Annotated in this window: 9 protein-coding genes; 4 read left to right on the top strand and 5 right to left on the bottom strand. The window is 44.0% G+C overall.

Going from position 1 to position 14,523, the window contains the following annotated elements; translation table 11 throughout:
• Position 1: 1 nt before the first annotated feature.
• The 3 genes from rfbD (at position 2) to QUA88_RS11300 (ending at position 3,964) form a co-directional block, all read left to right on the top strand.
• The gene (rfbD, locus tag QUA88_RS11310; RefSeq protein WP_333271740.1) at positions 2–880 is read left to right on the top strand and encodes a dTDP-4-dehydrorhamnose reductase; all 879 of its coding nucleotides are present in this window, start codon (positions 2–4) and stop codon (positions 878–880) included.
• Positions 881–1,101: 221 nt separating this feature from the next.
• Positions 1,102–2,895 carry a hypothetical protein gene (locus tag QUA88_RS11305; RefSeq protein WP_333231348.1) on the top strand — a complete coding sequence of 598 codons (1,794 nt, stop codon included), beginning with the start codon at positions 1,102–1,104 and terminating at the stop codon, positions 2,893–2,895.
• Positions 2,896–2,989: 94 nt separating this feature from the next.
• Positions 2,990–3,964 (top strand): glycosyltransferase family 2 protein, encoded by a 975-nt coding sequence (locus QUA88_RS11300; RefSeq protein WP_333053361.1) that lies wholly within the window; start codon positions 2,990–2,992, stop codon positions 3,962–3,964.
• A gap of 239 nt (positions 3,965–4,203) precedes the next feature.
• Here the strand turns inward: QUA88_RS11300 and QUA88_RS11295 are convergent, their stop codons facing one another.
• The 3 genes from QUA88_RS11295 to QUA88_RS11285 all read right to left on the bottom strand — a co-directional run bounded on the left by QUA88_RS11295 (position 4,204) and on the right by QUA88_RS11285 (position 9,454).
• Positions 4,204–6,036, bottom strand: coding sequence for a DUF6798 domain-containing protein (locus QUA88_RS11295; protein ID WP_333271737.1), 1,833 nt, complete (start codon positions 6,034–6,036; stop codon positions 4,204–4,206).
• A 12-nt stretch (positions 6,037–6,048) separates the two neighbouring features.
• Complete coding sequence (locus tag QUA88_RS11290; protein ID WP_333271759.1) at positions 6,049–8,280, bottom strand: hypothetical protein; 2,232 nt, start codon at positions 8,278–8,280, stop codon at positions 6,049–6,051.
• 142 nt (positions 8,281–8,422) lie between these two features.
• A complete protein-coding gene (locus tag QUA88_RS11285; protein WP_333271734.1) occupies positions 8,423–9,454 on the bottom strand; it encodes an SGNH/GDSL hydrolase family protein in 1,032 nt (343 codons plus the stop codon).
• Between the two features lie 149 nt (positions 9,455–9,603).
• Here QUA88_RS11285 and QUA88_RS11280 point away from each other — a divergent pair, with 149 nt between their 5' ends.
• A complete protein-coding gene (locus QUA88_RS11280; RefSeq protein ID WP_333271731.1) occupies positions 9,604–9,888 on the top strand; it encodes a hypothetical protein in 285 nt (94 codons plus the stop codon).
• 3 nt (positions 9,889–9,891) lie between these two features.
• Here QUA88_RS11280 and QUA88_RS11275 read toward each other — a convergent pair whose 3' ends face one another.
• Entirely contained in the window at positions 9,892–10,911 is a 1,020-nt protein-coding gene (locus QUA88_RS11275) for a PRC-barrel domain-containing protein (RefSeq protein WP_333053364.1), read from the bottom strand.
• Positions 10,912–10,979: 68 nt separating this feature from the next.
• The gene (smc, locus tag QUA88_RS11270; protein WP_445300591.1) at positions 10,980–14,483 is read right to left on the bottom strand and encodes a chromosome segregation protein SMC; all 3,504 of its coding nucleotides are present in this window, start codon (positions 14,481–14,483) and stop codon (positions 10,980–10,982) included.
• Positions 14,484–14,523: the final 40 nt, after the last annotated feature.

The following is a 14,523-nucleotide window of genomic DNA, read 5'->3' as shown; positions in this document are numbered from 1 at the left end:
CATGAAAATTTTACTCGCAGGCGGCAGCGGACAGCTAGCTCAAGAATTGCAGCCGATTTTATTATCTTCGGGAGAGGTAATTGTGCTCGATCGCACTCGCCTCGACTTATCCCAACCCGAAAGCATCCGTCAAGCAATGGCTGAAATTAAACCGGATTTAGTCATCAATTCGGGTGCTTACACTGCGGTAGACAAAGCCGAAAGTGAACCAGAATTAGCATATGCAGTCAACGCTATTGCCCCAGGAATTTTTGCCGAAGAATGCGAAAAACAGGGAGCAAGTTTGATTCACTTTTCTACTGATTATGTATTTGACGGCAGCCACGGTTCTGCTTATTTGGAAACAGATTCTACGAATCCACTGGGAACTTACGGCAAGTCGAAATTAGCAGGCGAGGCAGCAATTCTCAAATCGGGAAACCGACATATTATTATTAGAACCGCGTGGGTTTACGGCAACGGTGGCAAAGGTAATTTTGTCAAAACCATGCTGAGGTTGGGAAAGGAAAGGGAAGAAATTCGAGTAGTAGCAGATCAGATCGGAAGTCCTACTTGGACTCGGGATTTAGGTGCGGCGACTTCACAAATTATTCCTCTCCTTGGGCCAGAAACTTTTGGGACTTACCAGTACACTAATAGCGGTGTTTGTAGTTGGTACGATTTTGCGATCGCCATTTTTGAGGAAGCAGCACAACTCGGCTTTCCCCTAAAAGTTCAGCGCGTAATTCCCATCACCACCGCCGAATATCCGACACCGGCAAAACGCCCCGCTTTTTCTGTCCTATCTACGGTAAAAATATCAGCACTTTTGGGCACGTATCCTCCCCACTGGCGGCAAGGGCTCAGACAAATGCTGGCAAGAGAAGTCAGTCGATTTTAGATTTTAGATTTTAGATTTTAGATTTACTTGCAGCATTGAATCTGGGAGTTTGAACTTTAGTCTAAAATTTAGGGATTCAGGACAATAGGACTTATCCACTGGTGGCCAGAAACCGGGTTTTTTACGAAAATCCTTCGCTGTAGCCTAGAGATTAAATAAAAAACCCGGTTTCTTTGTCGGGAGTGCGTCGCTAAACCTGCCCCATTAATTAAAAATACCCCATGTCTGAATCCATGAAAATCAAGCAACAATATATTTTAATTGCCGCCTCAGTTCTCGGCATCCTAATACCAGCTTCATATATTTTGTACTTGATATCGCAAGCGGGAGACTTGTCTAATTTTGATTATTGGTGGATGACATGGAATTTTTATTCAGTAGACGGTTTTTCTACAAATCCTTTTAATTGGATATTTCGGGCCAACGAGCATTTTGTCTTGATTCCGGCCATTATTTATGGCTTGAATATAGCTGTCACCCAAGGTTCAAATATTGGTTTGTGTTTAGTTGCCTGGTTTTTGGCTTGGATTCAGTGCCACGTATTAATTGCTCTGCTGCCGTTAAAAATGAGGCGTTTTCCGCTGCAATTTATCTCGCTACTCCTTTGCATTTCTATTTTTAATTTTACTCCGGCGGCAGCTCACAATTGGATGCGGGGATTCAGCGGTGTTCACTGGATAATTGCTAATTTATTTGTGATTTGTTCGATATATTGTTTGCAATCCTATGTGACAGATTTATTAAAGAAAAGGGAGGCAGAGCCTGGTAACGAGTTGGTAGGGGCGGTGCCCCCGTGCCCGCCCCCGCATTTACAAAATAAGTGGGTAATTGGCAGCATTATTTTTGGCGTTTTAGGCTGTATTAGTTACAGCACTCCTTTAGGTTTGTGGCCGATATTGTGTGCTGCTGCTGTTGTGCTGCGGTTTCCTCGGCGAATAACTTATTTGTATTTCATTGCTTCGATTGCAGTGATTGGGATTTATTTTTTAACTTATAAAACTCCATCTCATCACCCTTCTTTAACTAAAATTAACCCGCTCAAAACTCTCGAATATATTCCCATTTATCTCGGCGGAATTTTTAGCGAAAATATTATTGTTGCTTCAATTATTGGTATAATTGGTTTGATTGCAGCGACGGGTTTTGTGGGTTATTGGCTATTTGTAAAAAAGGTAGATCGCCCGGATTGGCTGCCTTGGCTATCAATCCAACTTTACACGCTGCAAACGGCCTTAATGGCCGCGGTTAGCCGATCGGGATTTGGCGTCGAACAAGCCACCGCTTCCCGCTACGCCACACTTCCAGCTTTGTTTTGGATGAGCACAATTGTGCTGACAGTATTGTGGGTGCGCGAGTTGCAGCCAACACCAAGAATCCAAGGGCGTTGGTTGACACCGCTGTTTGCAGTCACCACAGTCGCGATTATTTTAATGTACGGGGTGGGAGGCGAAACTGCAATGGCGATCGCCCACAGAGCAACCTATCAACCGTTAGTAGCATTATCACTGCAACTAGGCATCACCGACGTAACCCTAATTAAAGACCGCGTAGGCAACAAACCCGCCGCTTTTGTCGGCTTAATCGACGCTTTAAAAACTAACAACTTAGTGCCATTTAACCGAGACATCAAAAAACACAATTTCTGTGCAGCATTAGACACAAAAATCGACGCAAATTTACTGTCAGCCCCCAAAGACGGAGTACCCGGATACTTTGATACAGCCACCAGACTGGCACCAACAGCAGCCAGAGTAATTGGCTGGGTAGGAGACCCCGAAAACAATGTAAAATGTATTGCCATTCTCAACCAAGAAAATGTCGTTAGAGGTTTCGCCATGTCAGGATTTCCCCGCCCAGATTTAGTTAAATTATTTGGCCCTTCCTACGAATTCGCAGCTTGGAGAGGATACATTCAAACATCACCAACAGATAAACTATTGACAGCCTATGCCTCCTTTAAAAACCGCAAAGGTTGGGTAGCCTTACGAAACTCCCAAGTTATCAATAAAAACTAAAAAACCTCTCTTTCTCCTCCTCTGCGCCCTCTGCGCCCTCTGCGGTTAATAAAAAAAAATCTCATTAACAACAAAAATGAAATAAAATATCTCTATGCCAAAACAACTCAGCTTCGTAATCCCAGTTCACAACGAAGAAGCCACCCTAAAATTGCTGTTTGACAAAATCAAAATTGTCATGTTGCAAACAGAAATTGACAGTTACGAAGTCATTTTCATAGATGACGGTAGCCGCGATTATTCCTGGCAAGAAATCACAGATTTAGCCAGCAAACATCCCAAACTAATTAAAGCAATTAAAATGCGCCGCAACTTTGGCAAATCCGCCGCGCTTTCAGCAGGATTTCGCAATGCAGCAGGGATAATTATCTTTACTCTCGATGCTGACCTTCAGGATGACCCCGCTGAAATTCCCAAATTTTTACATCATTTAGAATCGGGATTTGATTTAGTTTCCGGTTGGCGAAAACAGCGGAACGACCCGCTTTCTAAAACTTTACCTTCCAAGCTATTTAATGCCGTTGCGTGTTTGCTGACTGGCGTGCAAATGCACGATATGAATTGCGGTTTTAAAGCTTACCGTAGGGAAGTTTTGCAGTCGATTAAATTGTACGGAGAATTGCACCGCTACATTCCAGCTTTAGCAAACAATTTAGGGTTTAAAATTGGCGAAGTAGTCGTGGAACATCATCCGCGAAAGCACGGAAAATCGAATTACGGCTGGGAACGTTATGCGCGGGGTTTTATTGATTTGTTGACGGTGTTAGCCACGACGCAATATTTGCACAAACCGGGTCATTTGTTTGGCGGTTTGGGTTTGTGTTTTGGCTTTGTTGGAACTGTTTCGCTGAGTTATTTGATAGTTATTTGGTTTCTGAATTTGGCGGGGATGAATTTTGGGCCGATCGGCAATCGACCTTTGTTATTTTTTGGGATTTTGTGTACAATTCTGTCGGTGCAGTTGATTTCTTTGGGGATTTTAGCTGAGTTGATGGCGCGGAATGTGGATGCTGATTATGTGGACAAGCAAATTAGCGAAATTATTGATGATTCTGGTTTTGATATTTAACCGCAGATTAAGGCGGATTAACGCTGATTAACGCAGATAAATCGGCGATGGCAATTGCTTCTAAACAAGCAAAGTCTGTCTCTGCTGACTAATACCAATTTCATAAAGTAGCGCTAGATATTACCCCCCCAACCCCCCCTTATTAAGGGGGGGCTAAGACTTCATCCATAGCACATCTTTAGAAAAATGGTATAAGATAAAATTATAATTGGGATTTAACAAGTTTTACCAATTACCTATTACCTAATTTTATACAGTATCCATTTGCCTTGTTTGTCTGCGATTTCCCCTTGCATATTTGGGTGCCAGTCAGTACGAGTCAGGATATAATCGGCATGATAGTTTTTGGCTACTTTGACTAAATCCGCACTACTGCGGCGGATGAAAAAGTCATTTCCTCCCCAAATCATTTGCGGGTTTAAGGGGACTCCTAAAACAGCTTCCATGCGATTTTGCCATTCTTTGATGCCTTTTTCGGTAAAGGGGAAGTTTTTGAAGTTGACGACAATCGCCCTTTCGGAGAAAAACTGGAAGCTGGTAACTGAAGGCGGAATTAATACGAGTGAATCGCGGCTGCTACTTTGCGAAAATCGCACAGCTAATTTGCTTAAGTCATCCCTGGGAACGGCATTAATATTAACTCTTGGTTGAAATACATTTAATATAGGTTTGGGCAGAATTCCTGCTACTCCAAAAACTAAGGTGGCGGTAGTTATTAAGGCTAAGGTGTGAGTTAGAGTTTGTTTGATAGATGTAGCTAGGGATGTTTTTTCTAAAATGAATGGGAAGGCGAGGATTGAGAAAAAAACTGGGATGCTAATTATTCGATCGCCCATTATTTCCCATGAATCAGTCACCGGATATATCAAGCTGAAAATTACCGTTCCTGCTGCTAAAATCCACAACAATATATTATATCGTTTGGGAAATACGTATTTTTTTGTTTGCCAAACTGATAATCCTAGGAAAATGATACCCCTAAAAGGCAAAGTTAGTACAGCTAACAGCAACAAGCTAATAGCTATGTGTTTTTCTCTGTAAAGTTGCTCGACCGTCAAAGCAACAGCAATAAATATAATTAGTTGAGCAAAAGGTACGGTTCTAGCTAACTGTAGTTTTGCGATAAAAGCCAGCGGGTAAATTTCTACAAATATGTAATTTAGAAACAGTCCCAAAATGGATGTAGTAACAATTATATAAAAATTAACCTTGTCTTCTTTGGACAATAAATCGGAATTTTTGATGCACAGTAAGCCACCAATTATGAAACATATAAAGTTGAACCAATTCCCCAAATACCAATTTGACGGGAGGATGTGGTGGGGGTTGCGGACTTTTGCGTGAATGTAGACAAAATCGGCGTTGTCGATAGTTTGAGTGCTGGTAGTACCTGTTAATAACATCGGTACGTAAACGATACTTGCCATTGCTGCTAAAAGTGCGATCGCCAAAATCAATGTTTTGAAATTCCGCTGTCTTACAGATTCAATAAATAAAACGGGAACCATCATCAATCCCGGCAACAAACCCACTAAGAATTGCAGCAGACAAGCTAGTCCAAAAAAGAAATATCCAGTCAGCCATTTCTGGCGCAAACTAAAGTAAATTCCCCAGATTGCGAAACCCATTGCGAAGATACTGGGTACTGATTTAGTGGAAAATATCAGCGTGTTACCAACATCGGTAAATGAAGCGGCTATACATAAAAAAGCCATCGCTGCTGCTGGCAGTTTGGAATTAGTATAGATATTGAGAATTGCGTAGCAAGCTAGGACAAATGAACCGAAGGCGAGGAATTGATAAATAAAGTGCGCTAGGGGAATGCTTGTTCCTAAGTTGGCGAGAAAATAGATAATATAATAATAGTAATATCTCGGATTAAATTTCACCATTTCCTGAACGTAATAGTCATTTTTGTAGAGTTCAGGATTTAACATAAATTGAATAGGCGGCACTTCTGGGAAATTGCCTCCAATGGGGAAAATATAGCCAGTAGCCATCAGGGAGCCGATGATGACAAAAGTATAGAGAGATAGATTAAAATACCAGTGGGATTTTTGATGTTTTTGCATTGACGGTTCAATTTATCTACTGACAGCCAAATTGTTAATCTCCAGTTGACATTGGTTTGTTAAATCCTGTTGGCTGCTACTCAATACCTCAAGCAGCAGATAAATGGGATTTTTGCCTTCAACTAATAGATTTAAGGCGAGATAACTTTTTTGACTATAAGCCATCTCTGCTGAGTCTACTAATTTACCTTGCTTGTCCCACAAAGTCAAGCGCAGGGCAACTCCCGGACATTGTTGGTTAGGTAAATTGAGTTTGCCGGTAACTTTTACTTTATCTGAAATGGAACCTAAATACAGAAAAGATGTATCGAGTTTCTTGCTGTTTTTAATTGGATGAGTTACAATATTATATAGGTTATCCGATTCTTGACTTACTGAATAATTGGCACTTGTGTAGATTGATTGATGCAAACTAATCCAATCTAACTGCGTGCCTGGTCGATCGACTATTTGTCGCTGCATTGCATCCAGAGTCCTAACTGCCGTTGCTGTATCAGTCGGCCGCATCCTCCGGTAAACGCTGAGTGTCACGCCGTTTTCTAGCTTAAACTGTTCCGGTAGCAATTGGAAATCGCGGGCAATTTCCCAGTTTTGAGTAAAGGCATCGTACACAACTTTAACAACATCTTGTTCGTGCGATCGCAAAACTTGTTCGTCAGTCGCTAACACCTGCTGAAAAGGTACAGCAACCACCGCATATTGTGACTGCAACAACTCCGGTAGCGGGTAAGTATCGCGCGAGTCAATTTGCGGCCTCCCGATTGTATTTAATCTCCACCAACCCTCCGGCGGGTTTAATTTTCGGTTAGCTTGTCTGAGGATATTAGCATTAAAACTGTTAGAAGCACCGGCAATATAAATTGGTTCTTCGTTGGGTGCTAATTTTCGCAGAAACTCTACTAATTTTACAACTTCGTCGTAGTCCGATCGCACTAACGGCGGAAAATTACCCACAAACAGTCTTGGCAAATCTATTTTGAGAGGAATTAACCCGACTCCGGCATTCAAAACCAGGTACAAACCCGCCGCGCCCAGCATGAAATACCGGACTTTTCCCTTGAGTGTCAGCCAAGTTGTCCAGAAAAATGTGGAGAGTCCCAAAAGTGCGATCGGTGTAATATGAATTGTATAGTGCAAGTAGCCATAACGCAACACTAACAGCCATTCAATCAGCGACAAAACTCCAAACAAGGAAACAAAAATAGCCGCTGCCGGAACCAGCATTCGGGTGAGAATTCCCGCCGAAAAACCAATCAGTACCAGCAGCCAAGTTCCCCAACCGTAAAAATCCGCATAACGAGTTAAAATATCATTTACAGGCAAACTCCAAGCGACATACAAATTGCGGTAGTCAACCGTCAGAGCACTGCGAGTAAAATCTCCCGCTAACAACATTAAAATAGTTAAGCTAGTTGCAGCTATCAATCCCAATTTTACAGCGGATTCAAACAAATTTTTCCAACCTTTGTTTTGAATACTTTGAAATAGCAATCCTAAATGACTTGTGGGATGGGCTTCTAGCCCGTCCCGGCTAAAAGCCTGAACCATTGTGATAACTGCCTTGGGATTGCTATACTGTATAATAAACTCGATGAAAGCCTGTAAAGTCGCGGCACCAAAAAATGCGATCGCACTATAAGCAAAATGGCGCCGCAACAGAATAGCCGCCGCCAGCAAAAACCCAATCAACGGGATTTTCCACCAAGATTTCAGCTTAACATCCTGCAAATAAACCAAAATTGCCAAGGCTACAAACACACACCCGCCAGTATCCAGATATCCCCGCAGAGTCGGTATCCAACTCATAGGAATTAATAAACTCAGCAGCACAGTTGACCAAAACACCCGGCGGGGATAAACTGGAATCAGCTTTGCAGAAATTGCCCCCAGCAACAGGCGAAACGGCAGCACATAAATCAGGGATACGCTGAGAATGTAACTCAGCCGAGACTGACCAAATAAGAGAATAAACGGCACTAACGGCAAAGAGATTAACAGGTTTTTTTCCTTAGATAGCGATTCTATAACTCCGCCCCATGCTTTATCGGGCGAGTCTCGAAATAAATTTGCCGTGTTGACTGTAGCGGTATTGTATCCCGCGTAATCCCACCAATAAAAAGTATGTTCGCTGGATACATAGATTGATGTTACTGCAACTGTGAGGAGAACAAGTAAAAACAGGAAAAACCCATCAATTAGAAATTTTCGAGGCAATTTAAAAGAAACAACATCAAATACTTCCATCACTCTAGCAACCCTCAATCAATTGTATAGTCCTGGACGCACGGGTAGTCAGAAACCGGGTTTTTTTGCCAAAATCTTGCATCAAAACTTTTAATTTCGGTAAAAACCCGGTTTCTTTGGTATGGATGCGCGTCCAAGATTGTTACCTTAAAACACTACCTTGCAAAAAAACGTCCAACTTTTCTGCATATTGCCGATTCGCGATCGCACTTGGATGAAGGTCATGAGGTAAATTATTATTGGCAGGTATTTTCAAATCAACAGAAATATCCACCGTAGAAATTCCCTCCTGACTTAACTCCCCCAACATCTTAGCAGAACCGACATTAATTCCGGCCACAACTAACTTAACACCATTAGCCTCTGCCACCCGGTGAAACTCTTGAATAATTGCCTTAGAAACCTCATGGCTTCTATACAATCCCTCTTCAAATTGATTGTAATTAACCTCCAAAAAATGGCTTAATGCAGAAACCCGCATCAGCGGGAACTCGCGATATTCAAGTTTTGCCATTTTGTAGGTAAAATTATTTTCTCCATTCAGCCTCGCATCGGGCTGAAATAGAATACCGAGTTTATTCCAAGCAGCCATTTGCTTTCTTCTCGCCCTTAACAAAGTATTGCGGCGGTTATGAAATCCCGCATAAGCAATCACCGCAACTTTGGGTTTATTTCCTTGTTTGAGTGCTTCTTTAAATTGAATCAACGAGTGCAGCGTGCCGTAGCCGTTAACGCCAAAATTCACTATTTCATATTTGGGTAATTTCTCTTGCAACAACCAAGCATAAGTTTCGCTGTCATTCAATGACCAACCGTAGGTAAATGAACAGCCAAATATCCAAATTTTATGCTTTTTTGACGAAGAATTGTAAGTAGTGAGGGGATGTGTTATTCTGAGACTATTATTGAGGTGAGTGGCATTAAATGAGTAATTGCCGTTAAGTGTCACTTTGAATTGACCCGGCAAATGCTTGTAGCCAAGTTCTGAGTCTTTGGTAAAAAAGTTACCTTTGGGTTCGACGGCAACATCAACATTTTCTATTTGCCAGGGTTTGTATCCCGCAACTCGCAAGACAATTTCAGCCGTGGTGGTGGATAAAAAAATTGGAAAAATTAGATATGTTATTAATCTGAAAGCAACATTTTTAGCAAAATCTTTTTCGATCATTAACATAATATGAAACGTCAGCAAAAGTATAATAAACTGCCATGCCAGTATTCTCTAGTTCATGGATCTAATTTAATTAGATTGAGCGCACCAATATCAGCAACGGGCTAGAAGCCCGTTCCACAATAAAATCTACTCTTTGTGGAACAGGCATCTTGCCTGTTCTTAAGAATGGTGCCACATCTCAGTTTAAACTCACATCTTGCACCAATATCAGCAACGGGCTAGAAGCCCGTTCCACAATAAAATCTACTCTTTGTGGAACAGGCATCTTGCCTGTTCTTAAGAATGGTGCCACATCTCAGTTTAAACTCACATCTTGCACCAATATCAGCAACGGGCTAGAAGCCCGTTCCACAAAAAATAAACTTGATTGTGGAACGGGCATCTTGCCCGTTCTTAAAAAGAGTGCAAAATATTGGTTTCAGCTAATTGAGTGATTCCTAATAACCAGGCTCTTCCTCGTACTCAGGAGTCTTAGTTTTCTCAGGGATATTCACGCGAGGAGCCTGGTAAGGCTTCGGTGCCTCATCGTCAGCCCAAGCATCAGCCTCCACATCATCTTCGTACTCCACCAGCGGCTGCTTCGGGCGAGAAATCTCGGCGCGAGTGTATTGTGGCTTCGCCTCGTACTCCTCCTCCTCGTAATCGTCCTCCTCGCCGCCCCAATTATCCTCTTCGTAATCCTCGTAATCGTCGATGGGCTGCTGCTGTACCTGCACCGCGCGCATCGGCGGCTGGCGAACCGCAGGCCGATTCCACTCTAAATCCTCATCCCAAGGAACTTCCTCCACAGCAGGCGCAGCTACGCGGCTCCGCATTTCCGGTGCAGGTATCCGCACGCCTGGGCCCAATTGATTTCCCGTAGCCACGGGTTTCGGATAATAACCTGCCTCGTCCTCTTCTCGTTCCCAAGGTGCTTGGCCCAAACCAACGCGCTCCAGCAAACCCACACTAAGCTGCCTGAGCCTTTCCTCGGAACCTTCAAACACAATCAAGCGATTCGGGCCGCTGCTGACAATTTCTTCAATCCCCAACTCGTAAGTGCTAAGAACTTGGTCAGGGATTTGGGGGATTCCCAGAGAAGCGATAATTATAGAAACTAACTTACCGTCTTCGGGGTCGAATCTAAAGCCCCGCACCCTACCCAAAAGTTCGCCGGTTTCGGTAATAACTTCGCTGTTAATCAAAATGCTGTAGACTTCAACATCAACATCATCTTCGATCGCGCTCTCATCTTCCACCAACAGCACGTCGCCGATTTCACTGACATTGCTGAGGAACATAAACCTCGGCATTCCAGCGACCGCAAATATATTATCACGCAGACCGATCGCCACAACTTCCCGCCGATCGATGTCCACCCACAATTGACTAACCACCCCCAAGCGTTTACCTCTGTCGCGGGTGATGACCTGAGTGCCTAGAATATCGGAGCGTTGGCAGATTTGTTCGGATGTCATTCTAACTTTAATCCTGATTTATTAAGTACATATATCACTCAACACGAGCGTTAACATAAACTCCGGGACTACAACTTCAGCCCTATGACTTGAGTATAAGCTCCCCGCGCTTGAGTAACGCCAATTGTACGCTCAGCCGATTGAATCATAGGTCGCCGCAAACTCACAACAATAAACTGGGCTTGTTCAGACTGTCGTTTTATCATTCTAGCTAATCGCTCCACATTTGCCCCATCCAGAAACATATCCACTTCATCAAAAGCGTAGAACGTAGACGGGCGGTAGCGTTGCAGCGCAAAAATAAAACTCAGCGCCGTCAACGACTTTTCGCCTCCAGACATGGAAGCCAGCCGCTGTACGGGTTTGCCCTTCGGGTGAGCCACCAAATTCAAGCCACTGCTGAAGGGGTCTTCCTGGTCATCTAGCTGGAGATAGCCATCGCCTTCGGAAAGTTCCGCAAAGATAGTCTGGAAGTTCTCGTTAACCGCGTCGAAAGCTTCTTTAAAAGCGCGCCGCCTGAGTGTGGTAAAATTTTCGATTCTCAACAGCAGTTCAGTGCGTTCTCCTTCCAATGTCGTCAATTTTTGACTTAATTCTTGAAGGCGTTCTTGAGTGCGGTTGTACTCTTCCAAGGCTAGCATATTGACTGGTTCTAAAGCTTGAATGCGCTTGGCGATCGCCTTTACTTCCTGCTGCAATTCCGTCAAATTGGCTTTCTCGACATTTTCAGGAATTGACGGCACGGGGTCGGGCATTTCCGCCCGCTGCGTTTCCAAGAGAGTGCGGATGGCGGCTAATTGTTCCCGGCGTTCTTGCTGGGTTTCGTGCAGTTTTTGCAACTGCCACTGTAACTGTTGTTTGGCTAAATGCTGTTCTCGCAATTGAGATTCCGCCCGATCGCGCTCTCCCTTTTCCACGCCCAATTTTTCCTCAATTTCCCCCAAAGTCGCCTTAGCTGCGGCAATTTGTCCATCGAGTTCTAACTGCTGCGAAACAATGCGATCGAGCGCATCCGCCCCCGCGTTTTGCTGCACTTGCCATTCCTGCAATTTCTCGCTGCCTTCCTTAATTTTCTCTTCCAAGCGCCCGAATTGATTTTCCAAGTCTACAAGGCGCTGCTGGACGTTTCTCAGAGCCAATTCTCGCTCTTGGAGTTGCGCTTCCAAAGCGCGCAAACTCGATTGCATTTGTTGCCATTCGCTGTGACTGTTCGACTCTTCCAACTGCGCCAAAGTTTGGCGGTACTGCTGCAATTGAGTTTCTTGTGCCGGCAATTCTCGTTCCAGCAACTGCAATCTCGATCGCGAATTAGTTAATTCCTGTGTATTTTTCGCAATTTGCGATCGCACTTGTTCCTGTTGCGCTTGCAAATTCTTAATTTCTGAATCCAACTGTTCCAAGCGCAACTGATGTTCGCGCAAATTTTGTTTCGCTTCCATCAATTCTTGGCTGCGAGTTTTGACTGCTAGTGAAGCGCGATCGATCGCAATTTTGCACCGTTCCAAAATCCGCTCAATTTCCTCCAACCTTTCTTGCAGAGATGCGATGGTTCGGGCTTCACTAGCAGCCTCACTCGCCTCAACCGTGCCAAAATGCAAGGTAGATCTATTAGTAGAACTTCCCCCAGTCATCGCCCCGCTAGTTTCCAAAATTTCCCCGTCCAAAGTGACAATCCGGTACTGTCCCAAATAGCGGCGAGCATCGCTGAGGTTGCTAAACACAACCGTACTGCCAAAAACGTAAGCAAAAATTTCCTGATACCGCGAATCGCAATCAATCAAATTAACAGCCGCATCCACAAACCCAGCCGCGCGCCGCAAATTTTCATTCACCGAATACCTGCCGCCCCTAATCTTATTCAAAGGCAAAAAAGTCATCCTTCCCGCCCGTTTTTGTTTCAACAATTCGATCGCAGCAGCAGCCACGCTGTCATCTTCCACCACCATATTACCCATGCGCCCGCCCGCCGCAATTTCCAGCGCCAACTGATAGCGCGGTTCCACCCTGCCGAGTTGAGCCACCAAGCCGCAAACTCCGCCAATTCCGCTTTGCGCGACAATTTTGGCAGTAAACGTTCCCGTCGCTTCTTGCAGTGCTTGAAACTGCACTTCTAGTTTGTCTAATTTGCGCTGTCTTTCCCGCTGTTCTTCCAACAAACGAGTTTGAGTTTCCTGTTGCAGTTGCAATTCTTGTTCGGCTTCGACTAAAATCTGATTTAGCGATTCTACTTGCAAAGATGCAACGCCTTTGGTTTCCACAAGGCGAGATTGCTGCTCTTTTTTCGCTGCAATTTCCTGTTCCAATACTTGCAGCGATTGGTTTTGTTCTTGAATTTGACTTTGCAGGCGATCGGCTCTTTCGCCAATGGTAGCTTGTTCTGTACGCTGCGGTTCCAAAGTTTGTTGAATTGTTTCGATTTGGCGGTGCAGTTCCGTTTGCTGCTGTACCCAAACTTCGGCCGTGGAGGCGATCGCATTTGCAACTTCCCGATTTTCATCTAAACTTTGCTGGGCTGCGTCCCGCTGTTCCTGCAAACTTCCTATTTGAGACTTAACATAAGATATTTCAATCTCAATTTGCTCCAAACTTTGCCGAAATTGGCGAACTTCTTCCTCGGTTTGTGCTATATTAGCCGCCATTTGCCCAGCAGTTTTTTCCAAATCCTGTTTGCGGTTTTGCAGTTGCCGCCTTTCCGCTTCCTGAGTGGCAATCGTCGCTTGCAAAGCCAACAATTCCGACTCTCCCAAAGCTTTAACGCGGGCATTCAGCGCGTCTAGTTCGGCGGTTGCTGCTTGAATTTGGGTGCTAATTGTTTGCAGTTGTTCGGTGAGAGATGCCGAAGTGCGATCGCCCGTTTCGATTTGTTCGCGCAGTTTCCATTCTTGCTGCTGCAATTGCCGGAATTTCAGCACAATTTCCCATTGCGACTTTTCTTGAAATTCCGCCCGCAGCTTTTGATATTTTTCCGCTTTTGTGCGATCGGAAGCAAGTCTATCGCGCTGAGACATCAGCTCTTTTTCTACAATCCTGCTGCGTTCTTCCACCTCCTTAACTTCATCCAACTTCTGCCTAGCTAAAGAGATTTTGCGATCGAACTGAGCCACCCCAGCCAATTCGTCAATGATTTCTCTGCGTTCCTTAGAATTCATCGAAATAATGCTGGTAACGTCTCCTTGTAGCACGACGTTATAGCCTTCGGGATAAATTCGTAAGCGGTTGAGTTGTTCGTGAAGTTGAGTCAGCGTGCAAGGTTGGCCGTTAATGTAATAAGTTGAAGTGTAAGTACCTTGGCGAGTTACCCGAAGTTTGCGCGTTACACTCCACTCATCCGATTTTGGATTTTGGATTTTGGATTTTTTATTAGTAGCGAGTAGTTGTCCGTTGTTGTCTTGACTTGCTGCGATTTCAATCTCTTCTACGTCTTCAACAGATAACTCATCCGATTTTGGATTTTGGATTTTGGATTTTCGATTGGCAGATGATTGGCCGTTGTTGTCTTGAGTTTCGGCAATTTCTATCCCTTCGACTTCCTCTGCTTCAACAGATAACTCATCCGATTTTGGATTTTGGATTTTGGATTTTCGATTGGCAGATGATTGGCCGTTGTTGTCT

The sequence above is a fragment of the Microcoleus sp. D3_18_C2 genome, from assembly GCF_036702395.1.
Classification (GTDB): domain Bacteria; phylum Cyanobacteriota; class Cyanobacteriia; order Cyanobacteriales; family Microcoleaceae; genus Microcoleus.
This window is presented reverse-complemented; position numbering and strand designations above follow the sequence as displayed.